At 47.7% G+C, this 18,122-nt stretch carries 15 protein-coding genes; 5 read left to right on the forward strand and 10 right to left on the reverse strand.

Translation table 11 applies throughout. The annotated features are described in order from the left end of the window. Positions 1-181 precede the first annotated feature (181 nt). Complete coding sequence (locus CVV54_02225; protein ID PKL05106.1) at positions 182-1,714, reverse strand: heme ABC transporter ATP-binding protein; 1,533 nt, start codon at positions 1,712-1,714, stop codon at positions 182-184. Positions 1,715-1,890: 176 nt separating this feature from the next. Between CVV54_02225 and CVV54_02230 the strand changes: the two genes are divergently transcribed. Beyond that, positions 1,891-2,811 carry an EamA family transporter gene (locus CVV54_02230; protein ID PKL05107.1) on the forward strand — a complete coding sequence of 307 codons (921 nt, stop codon included), beginning with the start codon at positions 1,891-1,893 and terminating at the stop codon, positions 2,809-2,811. A 27-nt stretch (positions 2,812-2,838) separates the two neighbouring features. Here the strand turns inward: CVV54_02230 and CVV54_02235 are convergent, their stop codons facing one another. After that, on the reverse strand, positions 2,839-3,558 hold the full coding sequence (locus CVV54_02235; GenBank protein PKL05108.1) for a serine acetyltransferase: 720 nt from the start codon (positions 3,556-3,558) through the stop codon (positions 2,839-2,841). A 363-nt stretch (positions 3,559-3,921) separates the two neighbouring features. Between CVV54_02235 and xth the strand changes: the two genes are divergently transcribed. Then, positions 3,922-4,725 (forward strand): exodeoxyribonuclease III, encoded by an 804-nt coding sequence (gene xth / locus CVV54_02240; protein PKL05109.1) that lies wholly within the window; start codon positions 3,922-3,924, stop codon positions 4,723-4,725. 67 nt (positions 4,726-4,792) lie between these two features. On the opposite strand, the gene CVV54_02245 is transcribed toward xth, so the two are convergent. Next, positions 4,793-5,260, reverse strand: coding sequence for a hypothetical protein (locus CVV54_02245; GenBank protein PKL05218.1), 468 nt, complete (start codon positions 5,258-5,260; stop codon positions 4,793-4,795). Positions 5,261-5,879: 619 nt separating this feature from the next. Then, entirely contained in the window at positions 5,880-6,908 is a 1,029-nt protein-coding gene (locus tag CVV54_02250) for an EamA family transporter (GenBank protein PKL05110.1), read from the reverse strand. Between the two features lie 31 nt (positions 6,909-6,939). Between CVV54_02250 and CVV54_02255 the strand changes: the two genes are divergently transcribed. Further along, on the forward strand, positions 6,940-8,097 hold the full coding sequence (locus tag CVV54_02255; GenBank protein PKL05111.1) for an aminotransferase: 1,158 nt from the start codon (positions 6,940-6,942) through the stop codon (positions 8,095-8,097). A gap of 113 nt (positions 8,098-8,210) precedes the next feature. Here CVV54_02255 and CVV54_02260 read toward each other — a convergent pair whose 3' ends face one another. The 5 genes from CVV54_02260 to CVV54_02280 all read right to left on the reverse strand — a co-directional run bounded on the left by CVV54_02260 (position 8,211) and on the right by CVV54_02280 (position 13,347). Next, entirely contained in the window at positions 8,211-8,663 is a 453-nt protein-coding gene (locus CVV54_02260) for a hypothetical protein (GenBank protein ID PKL05112.1), read from the reverse strand. 27 nt (positions 8,664-8,690) lie between these two features. Further along, the gene (locus CVV54_02265; GenBank protein ID PKL05113.1) at positions 8,691-10,631 is read right to left on the reverse strand and encodes an ABC transporter ATP-binding protein; all 1,941 of its coding nucleotides are present in this window, start codon (positions 10,629-10,631) and stop codon (positions 8,691-8,693) included. A 71-nt stretch (positions 10,632-10,702) separates the two neighbouring features. After that, positions 10,703-11,230: an O-acetyl-ADP-ribose deacetylase gene (locus tag CVV54_02270; protein PKL05114.1), complete on the reverse strand. Its 528-nt coding sequence runs from the start codon at positions 11,228-11,230 to the stop codon at positions 10,703-10,705. 178 nt (positions 11,231-11,408) lie between these two features. Continuing rightward, positions 11,409-12,464, reverse strand: a complete 1,056-nt coding sequence (locus tag CVV54_02275) for a choloylglycine hydrolase (GenBank protein PKL05115.1) — start codon at positions 12,462-12,464, stop codon at positions 11,409-11,411. A 121-nt stretch (positions 12,465-12,585) separates the two neighbouring features. Then, positions 12,586-13,347 (reverse strand): hypothetical protein, encoded by a 762-nt coding sequence (locus tag CVV54_02280; protein ID PKL05116.1) that lies wholly within the window; start codon positions 13,345-13,347, stop codon positions 12,586-12,588. A 326-nt stretch (positions 13,348-13,673) separates the two neighbouring features. On the opposite strand from CVV54_02280, the gene CVV54_02285 reads away from it, so the two are divergent. Continuing rightward, the gene (locus CVV54_02285) at positions 13,674-15,806 is read left to right on the forward strand and encodes a glutamine synthetase type III (GenBank protein ID PKL05117.1); all 2,133 of its coding nucleotides are present in this window, start codon (positions 13,674-13,676) and stop codon (positions 15,804-15,806) included. 78 nt (positions 15,807-15,884) lie between these two features. Here the strand turns inward: CVV54_02285 and CVV54_02290 are convergent, their stop codons facing one another. Then, positions 15,885-16,745, reverse strand: coding sequence for a metal-dependent hydrolase (locus tag CVV54_02290; GenBank protein PKL05118.1), 861 nt, complete (start codon positions 16,743-16,745; stop codon positions 15,885-15,887). Between the two features lie 99 nt (positions 16,746-16,844). Here CVV54_02290 and CVV54_02295 point away from each other — a divergent pair, with 99 nt between their 5' ends. Next, positions 16,845-18,080, forward strand: coding sequence for a Zn-dependent hydrolase (locus tag CVV54_02295; GenBank protein PKL05119.1), 1,236 nt, complete (start codon positions 16,845-16,847; stop codon positions 18,078-18,080). Positions 18,081-18,122: the final 42 nt, after the last annotated feature.

Consider the following 18,122-nt stretch of genomic DNA (forward strand, 5'->3'; position numbering starts at 1 on the left):
GCACCGATAAGTGGCGCAGGTTAGATTCTATCATTTAAATGAAAAAATAAAAGGTGCAGCTGTAAAAATGTCCGGTTCATAAAAATACCGGTATCACAGCTGAATATTCTGTTTATTGCAGCACACCAGAGAAAAGATTTTTCGGAGTATCTTTCATTGAAAAGCCGGCACTTGTCATTTTTTAGGTCTGCGGCCTTACTCCTGCCATCATAAGCCCGAGAGTCTCTGCATCGGTGCTTCGCGGATCCTCTATCACGCCTACTATTGAACCGCTGTAGATAACAGCCAGCCTGTCTGAGATAGACATCAGTTCCTGCAGATCTTTGGATATAAGCAGTATGGCCACTCCGTTGTCCCTTGCCTCCATGAGGCGCTGATGCACAAATTCAGCTGCTCCGACGTCAAGCCCCCATGTTGGCTGCATGGCTATGATGACCTTTGTTCCATCGGAAATTTCTCTGGACAGCATCAGTTTCTGCAGATTGCCTCCTGACAGGATCCTTACAGGCGCACGCATTGAAGGGGCAAGTACATCATACTTTTTTACTCTCTCTACAGCAAATTTTGCAATGTATTCCCAGTCCATAAAGTATTTCTTTGTCTCTACCGGAGGCTCCCAGTAATTTTTAAGGGGCATGTTCTCCTCAACGTTCATGTTGGGAATAAGGCCTACGCCCTTCCTGTCTGCGGGGATGTAGCTCACGCCCGAATTGATAAAGTCTCTTGTGCAGGATCCTGTAATGTCTTTTCCTCCTATCACGATCACTCCGTTCTCAGGGGCACGGAGTCCGGCAAGCACCTCGCAGAGTTCTTCCTGACCGTTGCCGTCAACGCCGGCTATCCCCAGTATTTCTCCGGACCGCAGTGAAAGCGTGAGATCTGTCAGGGCCTGGATATTGCGGTCATTTTTAACGCAGACGCCCCTGCATTCAAGAAAGGTCTCTCCCGGTTTGGGCCTGTCCTCCGAAATGACTATTCCTTCAAGCTGATGCCCGACCATCATTTCAGCGATCTCCTCCTTGGAGATCCCTTTTGCAGGCACGGTTCCGACCTTTACCCCCTTCCTGAGGATCGTGAGCCTGTCGGATATTTCCATGATCTCTTCTATCTTATGTGAGATAAGGACTATGCCATGTCCGTTGCTGATCATGTTTTTAACTGTTCGGAAAAGCTCCCTCGTCTCCTGAGGGGTGAGGACGGAGGTAGGTTCGTCAAGAATAAGAACTTTTGTCCCCCTGTAGAGCATTTTTAGTATTTCCACTCTTTGCTGCTCTCCTATAGAAAGCTGCCATATCTTTGCTTCCGGGTCGACCTTGAGGCCGTATTTTTCTGAGAGGCCGCGGATTTTTTCGATTATCTTGTTTTTATTCAGGTTGAGAGGCTCATCTTTGAGACCAAGAACCATGTTTTCCCAGACAGTAAATACGGGAACGAGCATAAAGTGCTGGTGGACCATGCCTATTCCATTCTCTATCGCCAGGCGCGGGTTGGAAAGTATTACCGATTTTCCTTCAATTTCTATAGTTCCTGCATCAGGCAGATATATTCCTGCGAGGCAGTTCATGAGAGTAGTTTTGCCTGCTCCGTTTTCGCCCAGAATACTGTGGACCTCACCCCTGAAAAGCTCAAAATCAACATTTCTGTTTGCGTATGAGCCATAGAAGATTTTATCGATGTTCTTCATTCTTACCAGTGGGTAATTTTTATCGTCCATCTCTTTGCCCCCGATTTATATGTATCACATGCCCTGTTGATTCTAACAATTTGACCCCAAAAATGCAAAATATCAAGACACCGGATAAAAAACAGTATACAATATCACCTGTCAGTCTGGCCGCCTTGAAAAACAGCGCGGGACAGGAATATTAAGGGAAAAGAGACTACCTGCCAATGCGCAAAAACATAATACTCAGTTATTCTCTGGCATTGCTTGCTATCTTTATATGGAGCGTAACCTTTGTCTCAACAAAAATTCTTCTTGATCATCTGTCACCTACGGAGATCCTTTTTTACCGATATGTGATAGCCTATCTTCTTTTCTTTGCTGCAAGCCCTAAGATCATTTGGCCGCTTAACTCACGTGACGAGGCAAAATTTGCCCTCGCAGGTTTTCTGGGCGTTACCCTCTATTTTCTCTGTGAAAATTTTGCCCTCTCGTTCAGCACAGCATCAAATGTCTCTCTGCTTGTCGCGACTGCTCCGATGCTGACCGGCCTGGTCTCACATTTTATGACTAAAAATGAAAGAATTTCGGTCAACTTTATATACGGGTGTGTCTTCGGACTGGCAGGAGTCTTCCTTATAGTATTCAACGGTCATTTTGTCCTTAAACTTAACCCTGTAGGTGACATACTGGCGATAATTGCTGCGCTCTCTTTTGCCTTCTACTCGATAATTATCAGGGACCTGAACAGGGCTGTCTATTCAGCAGTCGTGATAACAAGGAAAACCTTTTTTTATTCGCTTTTGTCTCTTATCCCGCTTCTTTTTACCCCGCTCTTTGAATGGGATCCAGGAGTACTTATGGAGAAGGAAGTTTTTGGGAACCTTATCTTTCTCGGGGTATTTGCTTCTGCACTATGCTTTCTTCTCTGGAACAAAGTCATATGGGAACTTGGTGCAGTAAGGGCAAACAACCTGATATACCTTACTCCTCCGATAGCTATGCTCTCCGCTGCTGTTGTCCTTCACGAGAGGATCACCATCTTTGCCGCAGCTGGCGGACTGCTCATACTGCTTGGGGTCTATCTTTCCCAAAGAAGAGTCCCGGGACCTGAGAAAGGATCCGGGACTGCGGAAGAAACTGAATAACAGACCAGTTTAAGTTGGCTCGAGAAATCATTCTTTTCTTTTATGAAGAACCTCGACCTCTACATGAGAAGGGATCACAGGCTCATCTTTTTCTCCCTTAAGGTGCTTTATCTCTTTTTTAAGCATGGCCATCTCTTCCTCCATCCTTAAGAGCTTTGCCCAGAGTTCTTCCGGGTTCATGCATGCCGCGCACTCGCTTACTCTTTTGCCGTCGATCTTTATTATTCTTGCCCTCATTCCGGTAACTGTGGCGTTTTTAGGGACATCTTTAAGCACGGCGCTGTTGGCTCCTATCCTGGAATTTGCCCCGACCGTTATCGGTCCCAGTATTTTTGCTCCGCTGCCGACGAAAACGTTTGATTCGATGGTCGGATGCCTCTTCGCACCTTTCTCGTTGCCTGTCCCGCCCAGTGTAACTCCCTGATAGAGGGTAACGTTGTTGCCGACCTCTGCTGTCTCTCCGATAACCACTCCTGCTCCATGGTCAATAAAGAAACCCTTGCCGATCTTTGCTCCCGGGTGGATCTCGATCCCTGTCCACCATCTTACTATCAGCGAGAGGAAACGGGGCAGTACCGGGATGTGCATAGTTGAATGCATGAAGTGGAAGGCACGGTGGAATGTGATCGCAAGGAACCCAGGGGTACAGAGGACGACCTCAAGTACTCCCCTTATACCTTTGGGTATCGCAGGATCGTTACGCATCGCAGCCTCAAAATCACTTTTGATATATTCCCAAGCTGACATTCATATCACCCTTTTCAAATCGATTTGTCCTATGTTTTTTCTAATAAAAAAGACCTGCCGGAGCAGGTCTTATGTTTCCTAATCAAATTTTTAAATACCTGCTGTTAAGTCTATGACCGCAACAGCCAACCGGGCAGCGCGGATCAACCTCCGAAGCCCTCCATACAACAGCAGTATACAGAAACAAAGTGAGAAGCCGCAATTTTTATCATGTGAGATATTTTAACAGGCATACCCAATTAATGCAATATTTCTGATATATTTTGTGATATATTTTTGATATATTTCGATCTTTCTCTATTATTAGTTGAGTGTATACTTAATACATTATTATGTAATAAACATTTACAGGGAGGGAATAGAATGTCTCTGATCAATATTGGCACTTTCAACGTAAATTCTGTCAAAAGCAGGATCTCGGTACTTGAACACTTTCTCACTTCAGGAGGAGCCCCTGATATCTTATGCCTTCAGGAGACCAAATGCCGCGATGAGGAATTCCCCCGGGATTTTTTTAAGGGACTGGGCTACCATTGCCTCTATAAAGGAATGAAATCTTATAACGGTGTCGCTGTCATCTCGAAGATCGAACCTGACGAGGCTTCATTCGGACTTAACGACGGGGCTGTTGACCCGGAGAGGGAGGAATCGGAGAATGCCCGCGTGATACTGGCAAGATTCGGGAACCTGAACATCCTGAACACCTACATTCCTCAGGGCAAAGAGATAGACAATCCCGATTACCTGTATAAACTGAAGTTCTTTCATAGGGTGCGGGATCTGTTCGAAAGAAACTTCACTCCCAAAGATAAACTTTTATGGCTTGGCGACCTTAACGTTGCACCTACAGAACTCGATGTCGCCAATCCGAAAAATAAGACGAACCATGTATGCTTCCACAGTGATGTAAAAGATGCATTTGCCGGGGTCATGTCCTGGGGGTTAGTTGATATTTTTAGAAAACACCTGCCGGGAGATGGAGAGTATTCCTTCTGGGATTACAGGATAAAGGATGCGCTTTCAAGAAATATCGGCTGGAGGATAGACCATATAGTCGGTACTGAAGTTATGGCAGAAGCAAGCAGGAAGGTATGGGTCGAAAGATCTCTCAGGGCAATGGAACGCCCGTCAGACCACACTGCGGTCGTCGGTTCTTTTGAAGTTTAGGCAGAGAAAAGCCCGTATCCATTTGGATAGGGCTTTTCTCTGCGCTTAAAGTAGTTATTGTTATAGATCAGAACCCCGTTTTCTCCGAATGGCGTTTCAGCTGAGCCATGTTGTTGTTGACCTTTTTGAGGTACGAAACGGAAATACCCCCGTAATATCTGTTGAGAGCTTTCTGGACTGTCCCGTATGCGCTTATGTAGCGGGAAAGCAAAAGTACTCCTGCCTCTACACCGCGCTCAGGATCAAACATATGATCTTTTGTCGTAGCTACGCCTCTTGCACTAAGCATTCCGTGGTGGACCTTCCACATTACCTGCATTACCCCCAGAGCACCCTTGTTGCTCATCGCGCTAGGGTTGAAGAGGCTCTCTGTCTTTGCTATGCTTACAGACAGGTCTGTCGGAACGTTGTATTTAGCGCTGTAGAAAACAAGAGCAGAAGCCTCTCTCCATGCTATCTGAGGAGATATTTTTGTGTTGATGGATCTGATGAAGGTCGCAATATTTGCTACCTTACGTTGTTTGTTGGCAGGCATTTTGTTTAGCTCTTTCAAGGTTGAATCTGGATGGTTGCCTATCCATTTGTCAATATGCTCGGGAGCAAGACCCATCTTACCCAACGCGTTCACAACTGAAACGTCAAGTCCTTTAAGAAATCTGCTGGTATTGGTATCTTCGCCTGAGGCGGCGCGTGGAAGTGCGATCTCTCTCTTTTTTACTGAAGATGTAGTTTTTACTACAAGCTTGCCCTCATCGTTTTTTGTTTCATATGTGGTCGTGATGATGGCTCCTTCAGCAGAGGTGTTGCTTAATGTTTTATTGGCTGGCACGCTGCATAGTCCCGTATTGGGAGAAAGGACCACTGTTGTTAATACAAACAGCAACGCGACTGCCTGCGGAATAAAGATCTTCCGCATTTTCCATATCTTTCGCATGATTACCTCCTTGCGTGTCGGGGACTGTAAGAGTGAAAAGGTTCTGAATATTCACCCAAACAGGTACTCTTTGCGCACGGATTATAATAACCGAGAGGCAATATAAGTCAAGCGATTTTCATACATATCAGAAATATTTAAACTAAAAGAAGATAATGCTTACAATATATATTATAATAAAATATAATTTGGGTAAAAAACATTAAAAAAGAAGATTAATTTATTTACTATTATCGCATGCGAGAGTAATTATTCCGCTGAAAAGGATCAATACCCCCAGCGATCCAATCAGAGAGAGTCGTTCACCAAGCAGCAAGGCAGAGAGCAGCCAGGCGGTCATAGGTTCCGAGAGGGAGAGGGTGTATGCCTTCCCGAGGGTTATCTTCTCTATACCCTTTGTAAAAAGAGAAAATGGAAGTATCGTTGTAAAGACCGAGAGGATGATAACGCAGATCATGCCTCTGAGTTCAAAGATCCATGAAATATCGCCGGTTATCAGCCAAGGCAGCGCCATGACAGCGCTTAGCATGGAGATCAGGGAGACCGTTTCAACAGGATCCCTCTTTCCAATTATCCTCAGTCCTGCTCCTTCCATCGCATAAGAGAGCGCGGCTCCGAAGGCAAGAATTGCCCCGGGGATGCTGACAGAGCTGAAATTGCTGTTGCCGGCTGCCACTAGCAGAAAACATCCTGTTATGGCAAGCAGGGTCGAGATGAACCATCTGGGTGAAAGGCATTCTTTGAAAAAAAACCTGCCCAGTATCCCGGCGAGGACAGGAGCTGATCCTATCGCCACCATGGTGCCGATCGCGACTCCGGTGAGCCTCACTGCAGAGAAGAAGGCAAACTGGTATGCAGTCAGACCTAAAGCGGCAATAAGAATGCCTGTCCAGTTCCATTTTTCCCCGCTAATGATCTTTTTGCGACAAAAAAAAGTCCATATCAATAAGAGAAGCCCCGCCCCGAAGACCCTAGCTGAACCTATCGTCAGGGGTGTGGCATTTTCAGGCGCAAGTGCCTGTACAGTTCCTGTCATGCCCCAGCACATTCCTGCCGCTACGACATAAAGCCCGCCCTTAAATTCTTCACTTTTGGATTTCATTTTCCTGATGTCTCCCCTGCTTTTCTCACAGCAGAAGTATTCTAGCAGAAAGAAAAGAGTGTGTATCTTTTTTATCTGCGGAGCGGTATTTGAAGGCAGAAAATAGATCCATATCATATAATATGTTTGATATTTAATGAGTTTCAAAGAAAGCTGAAATATGACTGGAGGTCAAATGATGATTCCCACAAAAAAACTTGTTATGATACCGGGCCCCGTACCTGTCTCGCCAAGCGTGCTCCAGAAACTTGGAAGCGAAGTCAAGGCACACACAGATCCGGATTTCATCGCCGAATTCCAGTGCCTTCTTGCTGAACTGAGATCGATCATGAACTGCGACGGGATAGCCTTCCTTGTGGCAGGTTCAGGGACCATGGGAATGGAAATGGCGATAGCAAATATTGCTGGTGAGAAGGACAAGGTGCTGGTCTGTTCAAACGGACATTTCGGAGACCGTTACATCTCAATCTGTAAAAACAGGGGCCTGGACATTACGCCCATGGAGGCGAAGTGGGGAAAATCGGTAACAACGGAGGAAGTTGACAGCGAACTCTCAAAAGGAGGCTATACTGTCGCAGTTGTTACCCACGTTGAAACATCAACGGGCGTCGAGCTTCCTCTTGAGGAAATGGCGAAAATGATGAAAGAAAAACACCCCGAGGTCCTTTTTGTTGTTGACGGAGTGGCTGCCGGCGGCGGTGTTGAAGCTGACATGGCCTGGGGTATAGATGTTTATTTCACCTGCACTCAGAAGGCATTTTGCTCTGTCCCCGGAATGGCGATAGTCTGGGCCGGACAGAGGGCGCTGAAAAAACGCGAAGAGATGGGATCCATCAGGGAATCATACATAGATTACGCACGCTGGATACCTGTTATGACAGATACCAAGAAATATTGGGGCACTCCTGCGGTCAACAACATCGCAGCTCTCAAAGAATCTGTAAGGATCATGCTGGAAGAGGGACTTGAGGAGAGATACCGTCGTCACAGGGATCATGCCGGCCTTGTAGTTGAAGCCATGGCCGCTATAGGATTCAGGCCTCTTGCCGAAAATGGATATCGCTCCCCGACCCTTTCTATCTTCCTCTATCCAGAAAAAATGCCGGTGGACGACGCCTCTTTCCGTGCCGCCTGTGCAGATGAGGGAGCGCTACTGGCAGGATGCCTCGGAGAATATGCAGGAAAAGGGTTTAGGATGGGACACATGGGAAATCTTGACAAGCACATGCTTGTATCGGGAATTGCCGCTATAGAACGAGCCGCAATTTCATGCGGCCTTGATGTTAAGCCGGGTGCTGCCCTTGCCGTCCTGCAGCTTGGACTGGCAGGGAAATAGCCAGGGCGATACTTACTGGTCAGTCTGCCTCCGAACTGAGGAAAAGTATTAACACCGATAACTTAAACAAGAAGAAAGGTAACGGGAACCGCAGCAGAGTTCCCATTACTTATTTACCAGGGAAGTTTAACAACGATCTTGCGTATCCGGGAGGGAGTTTTGCCTGAACTCACTCCGGGCTGGTGTCCGTCAAAGGGGGAGAGAAGCATCATCATGCCTTTTTCCAGCCTGAACATCTGGCCGCTGCCGGAGTAGAAGGTAATATCACTTACTGGGTCGTATTCGGCTGTCTCCCTGAGAGCTCCAAGCGGGGAATACCCCACCAGCTCTTCACCATCCATTACTATCTGCAGATCCCAGAATGTCCGGTGTGATTCAAAGGGAACTTCCTCTGCACCCCGGGTCTCATACTCACCGAACCGGAGGTCCAGAGCACCGGGCTCCATATTCTTTATCTCTTCAAACGACCTTGATCCGACAGCTTCAAGAAAGGGTATGAGGAAATTTGACTCCGGAATCATTTTCGGAGCGTACCTGATGAAGTTTTCTATGCTGTCATAAAGCATTAATTGCAGCCTCCCGTCTTTTGCCAGCTATTTTATCGATTCTATTTTTGCCGCAAGCTCCTCCCAGAGTGGGTAGTTCTCTTCAAGGCGCTTCTCAGTATCTTTCAGTTCTATCATAAGTAACTGCACTTTAGTCGAATCATCGAGGACCTCAGGTTCGCACAGAAGCCCGGATATCTCCTCTTTACGCTTTTCATCTTTTTCTATCATTTTCTCAATTGGTGATAGTCTGTCTTTAATGGCTTTTCTCTCGCGGTAGATCCTGTTGCGTTCTTCCGCTTCGATCCTTTTTTGTTCTTTTGATCTCTCTGCCTGAGACTGATCGGTTTTTTCGTTTTCGTCGTTTTCACTCTCAGCGGTTGTTTGCATCGTTCTTTTCTCTATGAACCAGGAATAGTTGCCCGGATAGTCGTACAGACGGCCGTCCCTGATCTCTATAACTCTTTCCACGAGGTCATCCAGGAACGCGCGGTCGTGGGAGACGATGATTATCGTACCGCCGTACTCAAGGAGCGCTTTCTGAAATAGTTCCTTTGTGGCATAGTCAAGGTGATTGGTAGGTTCGTCAAGGATCAGGAGGTTTGATTCTGAGAGGAGCATCTTCAGCAGGCCTACCCTCGATTTTTCTCCTCCCGACAGGACAGATATTGGCTTGTGTATATCGTCTCCGGAAAAAAGGAATGCTCCCAGAAGATTGCGCTTTGCCCCCTCCAGCATCTTTGAGCCTGTATTATTTATTTCCTGCCATATAGTATTGCTGTAATCAAGGTTCTGAGCGCTTTCCTGTGAAAAATATGCTTTTTTTACGTTCAGTCCGTATGTGACGGCCCCGCTTGTTGGCCCTTCCGACAGGTTCATCAGTCTGAGGAGGGTTGATTTCCCTGCTCCGTTTATGCCGACCAGAGCCAGCCTTTCTCCCCTTTGGACAGTTAGTTCAAGGTCCTCAAAAACAGTCTTCCTGCCGTATTTTTTTGTCAGGTTTTTGCAAGACAAGACCTCGTAACCGCTTCTTGGAGAATCAGGGAACTTAAAGTGAACGCTTTTTGAGGGTCCCTCGAGTTCTGTTATCTCCATCTTCTCGAGCTGCCTTATCCTGCTTTGCACCTGTGTGGCTTTGGTCGCTTTATACCTGAACCTCTCAACGAAGCGCTGGATATTTTCGATCTTTTCCTTCTGCTGTTCCCATTCTGCTTCAAGCCTCTCCCGACGTTCTTCACGTTCCTTAAGGAACTTTTCGTAGCCGCAGGAATAAAGGTTGATCCTGCCCCCCGTAAGCTCCGCGACGGATGTGACCATTTTATCGAGAAACCTCCGGTCGTGGGATACTGCAATGATAGTACCCCTGAAATCTTTCAGCCAGTTTTCCAGCCACTCCATGCTCTCTGTGTCAAGGTGGTTGGTGGGCTCGTCGAGCAGGAGAATATCAGGCCGGGAGAGAAGCAGAGCGGCAAGAGCCACGCGCATCTTCCAACCTCCGGAAAACTCTGAGGTCATGCGTACCGCATCCTCTTCGGGGCGGAATCCCAGTCCCTTCAGGACCTGTTTTGCCTCAACATCAAAGCCGAATCCTCCATTTGCCTCGAACTCTCTCTGCAGGCGTTCATGAACGGCAAGCATCGACCGCAGTTCCTGTGAGTTTTCATCAAGGGAGGCCATGATATGCTCTGTTTCAGAGAGCCTAGCGGCAAGATCCTCAAGTCCTGCGCGCCTTTTGAGGTAGTCAAGGAGCGGCATTTCGTCTATCTCCACCAGGTCCTGCGGAAGATAGCCGACCCTATGGTCCCTGGGTATGGTCAGGCTGCCCCCGTCATATTCCGTCTCACCGGCGATGACACGGAGCAGGGTAGTTTTTCCTGCTCCGTTGTCACCGACAAGCCCTATCCTGCTCTTGGGGGTTATAAACCAGCTTATCCTGTCAAGGACTATATTCTCTTTAAAATTTACCTGGAGATCTTTTATCTCGATCAGTTTATGTTACCTCCCGAATTATCAGCGAACACCGGATATTATATAGTAAATATTGGTTTAGGCAGAAATTATCAGGATAAATGTTTATCCAGGGCCTTCCTGTGGTGCTCCGCCGATCCGTCTGAAAAGCATACCAGCCTGACCTCTTCGATCGCATCATGCTCCCTGAGGAACGAAATGATGGTCATGACAGCAATATCGGCGGCAAGGTCCGGAGGAAAGCGGTAGACGCCGGTGGAGATCGCGGGGAATGCAACTGTTTTTGCCCCGACGCGGAGAGCCTCTTTAAGGCTGTTCCTGTAAGCATTTGCTAAAATTTTTTCTTCATTCGAGTTCCCGCCCCTCCAGACGGGTCCGACTGTGTGTATGACAAATTTTGCAGGAAGTCTGTATGCAGCAGTGGTCTTGGCCTCTCCCGGCGGGCAGCCCCCAAGTCCCGAGCATTCAGCGAGAAGTTCGGGACCGGCAGCCCTGTGGATCGCGCCGTCTACGCCCCCTCCTCCGAGGAGGGTGCTGTTTGCCGCGTTAACTAAGGCATCGGTCTCTTCCTTTGTTATGTCGCCCTTTATTACTGTGATCTTTGATCTTATTTCTTTCATTTTGTCCTCCTCTTTCTTTCTTTTATAATATCAGCTATTTCAGCTGTCTTGCAGGTGAAAATCGTTGTAATGAGATTGCAAAAAAAGGAAGGCCCTGTTTTGTAAAATTGTAACGGAGAGTTACAAAAACACAAAAGGGGGTCCTTCCGGCAGAGTCTGTTTTATCTCAGTTTTAGTTTTAGAGCTGGTCCTCCCCGAGGAATTCGAACGGCTTCGCCGGCTCGAAGTACGCTGACGCATCCCCGGCAAAAAAACGTCCATTTTGTGTAACAAGCACCTTGACCGGGGCTCCCTTCGAGAAGTTCACCTTCTTCATGTCCACCCAGAATAAGCTGGGCTCCAGGGCCGACTCGAAGTAGAATACACGGTTCTTCTGGTCAGAGACGGTGCGCCACAGGGTAGAAGAGATGTTTGGATGATCAGGTGTGGTGATGCCCAGGGGGACGGATGTATTCCTTATCACGCTGAAAGTGCCTGCCACGGCCATTTGTATGTTCGCCGTCTTAGGAATAGCGTCCAGATAGAAAGAGGCACGGACGAAACGGTCGGCTGAGCGATTGGTCCCCGGCAGCATAGACAGTCCGCCGATCTCTTTCCAGTAGGAGTTCAGCGCGAGCTGTTGATCATAGAGGGGAGAGTTCGTCATAACGACATATTCCCTGCCGTGATGTATAAGAAGTTTGCCCCCGACGTATTCTAAGATGGCGCTGTCGCCGGTTGGGTCTGAAAGTGCCAGATGACAGTCCGCCAGTCCGCCGCGTCCGGGCATTTCCCCGGTGATGACGGTGAATTCTTCCCTGGCCAGGATCTTGACCGCCTCTTCAACTGTAGCGAAGCTGTCAAGTACATACTGGGGCCATGCGGAAAGGCTCATAAGAGGTTTTCCGGATGACGGATCGGGATATTCGGATTCGGCCAACCAAAGTATATTGGCGACCAGTCCCTTCTCATTCATTCCCTCCGAAGTTGCGGCATCGTAGACAGAGACGATCACGCTGCCGTACTTGGATCTCCACTTGAAAGGCGCGTCGTTAAATCTTCCGTCCCGTTCTATACCCTTGGGGAAGATCCACAGTTTAGTCTTCATGTCCATGTCCTTCCAGTCCATGGTCCTTCCAGTAAGGATCGTATTCTCTGGGCCATGGTACACCACACGGGAACACGCTTCGGCTTTGGGAGCTATGACACATGAAAAGGTAAGAAGTCCGCATGCAAGAGCCGTTATCAATTTCATTCGCAAAACACCTCCGATGATTTTGGATTGTCCCGTCATAATGTTTTTTATAAAAATCTTCAAAGCAATATTAGCAAAAATAGAATGCGGCGGGGCGGAAGAAAATGGACGCAGCATTACCTCAAAATTTCCAAGTGAAGCCTATGAAAAATCCGTCATTATAAGTGTCCATCACAAAGCCGTCATTTTCATAATCGACATAAAGATAACGGTATCCGACTTCTAAGGATGTCCTGTCAGAAAGCCTCCACGACAGATCTACCATTCCTTCCCAGGTAAAATCCGATCCGAGACCGAAACCGCCCCCGTTGGCCATTGCAACAAATGCCAGATTTGGAGAGAGATCTTTCGTGAAGCGGAAGCCAACGATCGGGTCCAGCCAGGATTCGGTTTCGCTGTAGTGCCTTAAGGGGACCGACACGGTTCTGAAAGTAAGATCGCTGTTGATATTCCAATATCTCAAACCTGCAAAAACGTCAAGAGAGGACGACTCCCATTCCTTTACGCGCAAACCCCACGCGGCCTGAAGGCGGGTCATCTTAACGCCGATGTCAGTGAACATAGCGGCGGAAACCTGCTCGGTGTCCGAGAGATCAAGATACATGCCGTCGAAAAAGAAATACTGGTTTCCCTTGCGTCCCTGTAAGGCCACCATCCCGGTGGTTTTCATGTCCGAAAGGATCTCGGAGAAGCTCAAGCTTATGCGGCCCTTGTGCCCCCTTACTCCCACCGTACCGTTGAGGCCGGAAAACCAGACGTAGGGAGTTGCGGAAAAAGTCCATTCAGAAGTCTCCTCGTTTTCAGCCGCATGCAAAGGAGAAAAGGGGCAAAGAAGAGAAAAAATAAACAAAAACAAGAGAAAAATACAGCCTGATCGTTTCATTAGCCACACTCCCTTTAGAAAAATCAGTTGCTTCTTAACCGGAAATTATGCTGTGATGTCTGGGAATCTAACATTTTGATCGGTTTGTATTTTTTATTTGCACGCTAGTCTTTTATACACTTTTTTCACGGAAAAGACCATCTATTGTTTCACGATGAGTGCGGACATTTTTTTGTAAAAACTATTGTCTATTGCATAAAATAACAAATTTACAGTTTTTGACTGATAATCTATAGAGCTAAGCAAAAAAATACGCTTGTCATAGTGCTTATAAAGTGATATAAACCAACAGTGATATTTTTATTTTACCCTTGGGGGGATGTTGGATGCAGGAAATTAAAGAATTTCCAAAAATGAGAGAAATTTACGGGTCACTTGTCTTTGATCCAAAAGCAATGAAGCAGCGCCTTCCGAGGGATGTATATGAAAACCTGATAGGTGCGATCGAAGGACGGCAGAAGATGGATTCAGGCATAGCAGATACTGTTGCCCTTGCGATGAAGGACTGGGCAGTCAGCAAGGGGGCAAGCCACTGGGCACATTGGTTCCATCCGCTGACCGAGCTGACGGCTGAGAAGCACACTGCATTTGTGACTGCAGATGACAACGGATTTCCTCTTGAGACCTTCAGAGGGGAGGATCTTATGCAGAGCGAACCCGACGCGTCTTCCTTTCCCTCAGGAGGAACAAGGAGCACTTTTGAAGCAAGGGGATACAGCGCATGGGATCCAACAAGCCCCGCGTTTATTATAAAAAGCCCCAAGGGAGGCACCCTATGCATTCCTTCGGTATTTCTGGCATATGACGGTTCCCCTCTCGATCTTAAGACATATCTTTTGAGGTCTATGGAAGCTGTGGAGAGCCGCGCCCTAAAGATGTTGAAGCTTTTTGGCAACAGAGGTGTCAGGTATGTGAGGGCAACGGTTGGAGGAGAACAGGAATTTTTCCTTCTTGACAGGCCGCGTGCTCAGCAGAGGACCGATATCCGCTTCTGCGGCAGGACTCTCCTTGGCTCTCCGCCGCCAAGGGATCAGAAGATGGAAGACCATTACTTCGGCTCCATCCCCACCAGAGTACTTGCCTACATGGAAGACGTCCAGAGAGACCTTGCAAGGCTGGGTGTCGATCTTGCCACGAGGCACAATGAAGTTGCGCGCTGCCAGTTTGAATTCGCGCCCAACTTTACAGAGGCGAATCTCTCCTGCGACCAAAACCAGCTGATAATGGAAACGATGAGGAAAATGGCCCATCAGCACCAACTGCGTCTTTTATTCCACGAAAAGCCCTTTATGGATATGAACGGAAGCGGCAAGCACATAAACTTTTCACTCCAGGACAGCGAAGGCAGGAACCTTCTTAAGCCATCCTCAAACCACAGGAAGAACGTGATATTCCTCTCCTTCCTCTCTTCATTCGTTATGGGTGTGGCCGACTACTCAGGACTGCTCCACGCATCTGTATCGACTCCCGGGAACATGTACAGGCTTGGTGGTCACGAAGCGCCGCCAAGCATCATCAGCGTTTATCTGGGACAGGCGATAGACAGGATAATAAGAGAGATAGAAGATGGCAATTGTGACGGAGACATGCCTGCAAAGAACACAATGGATATCGGACTTTCAAAGCTTCCCGAAATTATAGCTTTTGACAGCGACAGGAACAGGACAAGTCCGATCGCCTTTACCGGAAACAAGTTTGAATTCCGTGCTCCGGGTGCTTCGCAGGCAATGGCTGTCCCGGTCACCGCAATACTCTCTGTATGGGCAGCAGGTTTGGAAAAATTCATCAATATCTTCGAAGATCGTATAAACAAGGGTGAAGATGCAATAGATGCAGCCCTCTGCACAATTAGAGAAGTTTCGAAGATGAACAGGAAGATCCGGTTCGAGGGAGATGCCTATTCAGATGAATGGCATGCAGAGGCGGAACGAAGGGGCATAGTCAAAGCCGGGACGATACCCGAAGGAATAGACCTTTTCGTTGAACCTAAGACCCTTGATATGCTTGAAGAACTGGGGATATTCAAGAAAAAAGAGATGGAATCCTTCTATGTAATACGGATGGAATCCTTCGTAAAGAACGTAGAGATCGAAATGTCGGTGCTTCGAGACATGATATGGGAAGGCATACTGCCTGCCCTATCTAAGCAGATCATCCTGGAGAAAGCATCCTTCTCATCTGCCGAGGGGTGTGATGTAGAAGGTCTTGACGCATGGAAGAGACATATTGCCAGACTTGCCCAGGCGAAACTGAACCTTATGGAAAAGACAAAAGAACTTGTCGAGATGAAGGAAAGAATGGCAAAACTCAGCCTCAGGAAGCATGCGGACGCATTGGTGGAAGAGGCTGTTCCCCTGATGACAGATATCAGGAAGATTTCTGATTCCGTCGAGATTTACATATCGTCGGACAACATGGCTTACCCAAACTATCGCTCCCTGCTCTCCCTGTCTGCATAAGGAAACCGGGGAAAACCCCGCTATTTACAAACCATATAAAAGGAAACTCCTGGCGGTCCACCTGCCAGGGGTTTCCTTTTATATGTCCTGGTCATGATCTGCTGATGACAGAAAGTCACGGACGTTGTGACAGAGCAGTATTTCTTTTTGTCCCTGAGATAGCCCCGTGAGGGAGAGAAGATTTTCGTATCGTGGATATTGGAGAATTGGCCAGTCTGATCCGAAAAGGACCTTTGATCCTGCCCCGGCAGCGAATATCCCTTCGATTACCTTGTGGCTGTAGAGCCATGGCCATGCGGCAGTATCGTAATAGGCGTTAGAGAGGGCAAGTTTCATTTCAGGCATCGACTCATATGCCCAGAGCCCTCCGCCAAAATGGGCGAATACTACCTTGATCTGGGGGTGGTTCATGCAGAAAGCTGCGGCATCCTCGGGCCCTGTGTGACCCTTGCCTGTATATTGGTGACCGACCTGTTCAGCTGTGTGGAAAAGTATAAACATCGCGGTTTCCATGCAGGTTCCGACCATGCGCCATGTCTGCCCGGGATCGGATATATCCATGCCCTGCCCATCAGGGAAAAGCTCCCCAATCCCTACGGCTCCAAGTTCCGCGCAGCGCAGGATCTCTTCCATGGCGCCTTTTGCACAGGGAGAGACAACTGCCAGAGGAATTATCCTGCCCCTGTATCTTTTCGCTGAATCAAGGACGTAATCGTTCATGATCCTGCAAAGACCCTGGTCGCGAAAAGCGAACCCCGTAACGAGGGACGATTCTATTCCATACAGGTCCATGTGGCTTATAAGGGATTCAGCAGTGCCCCATTTGTGCACTTTTGAATTTATCATTCCTGCGAACCATAGTTCTTTTTCCGATATCTTTTCTCTTTCACGTTCTATTTCCGGCGGATAAATGTGCACATGGGCATCAATGATATTCAGGAGAAGCCCTCCTCTAAATAAGCATAGTTATATTTGCATTTTTTTACCGGTCAGTCATAATTATACATAAATAAAGTTCCGGGAGGACAATGAGGAAAAATGAACGATAAAATCAGGCCACATTTGAGGATAAACGGAGAAAGGCTTATCAGCTCAATAAGGGAAATGGGATCAGTCGGCTTCGACCCCGAAAGCGGCGGCCGGACCAGGCTGGCACTTACTGATGAAGACAAAGCCGGACGCGATCTTCTCTGCAGATGGATGAGAGACGAGGGTCTTGAAGTAAAAATTGACGAGATAGGAAATATATTCGGGATAAGAGAGGGATCGGATCCTTCAGAGCTTCCCGTGATGATGGGCTCCCACATAGATACAGTGAGGGACGCAGGAATGTTCGATGGAGTGTACGGTGTCCTTGGCGGTCTGGAAGTGATAAGGACCCTGAATGAGAATGAAGTCTCTGCTAAAAGGCCTCTTGTCGTTGCCGCCTTCACGAATGAAGAGGGTGCGCGTTTCCAGCCGGATATGATGGGAAGCCTTTACTACACACGGAAGGTCGAACTTGGAGAACTGCTATCTTCAAGGGATGACAGCGGTGTAACAGTAGCAGAAGAACTTGACCGCATAGGCTACAGAGGAACGAATTCTACGCCTGTCGGCTGCTATCTGGAGCTGCACGTAGAGCAGGGGCCAAGGCTGCACGCAGAAGGTGTTTCCATAGGGATCGTTGAGGGCATACAGGGGCTGGCCTGGTGGACGGGAGAGTATTACGGCGAGTCGAACCATGCCGGTTCAACTCCGATGGATATGAGAAAAGACACACTTCTTGCTGCCGCAGAGCTTGCCCTTGAAGCAGAGAAACTGGCACTCAGGCTGGGCAGGGGAAGCGTTGCAACTATGGGAAGAATAGCTCCCAGGCCAGACATTATAAACATAGTTCCCGGAAAGTGCTCCTTTACTTTGGATTTCAGGCAGTTTGATACAGAGCTTTTTGAAGAGGGTGAAAGGGAAGTTGAAAGGCTGATAGTATCCTGTGCGGTCAGACGGGGACTAAAATACAAATTCAAAAAGGCAGCTGAGGCGGCTCCGGTAGTTTTTGACAGTGGTATGGTCGGACTTGTCGAATCCAGAGCCTCTTTTCTCGGGCTTGATTCAATGAAGATGAAAAGCGGGGCTTCGCATGATGCTCAGTTTTTGTCTTCTTTCTGTCCAACTGTTATGATATTCGTTCCTTCTGTCGGAGGGAGAAGCCACTGCCCCGAAGAATGGTCTGATATCAAAGACCTGGAGAACGGCTGTAATGTTCTCCTTCATTCTGTTCTTGAACTGGTATAATCATAAGGATCATATAAAGAATAATAAAAAAGGAGTGCAATA

The organism is Synergistetes bacterium HGW-Synergistetes-1 (assembly GCA_002839185.1).
Lineage (GTDB): Bacteria > Synergistota > Synergistia > Synergistales > Synergistaceae > Caenicola.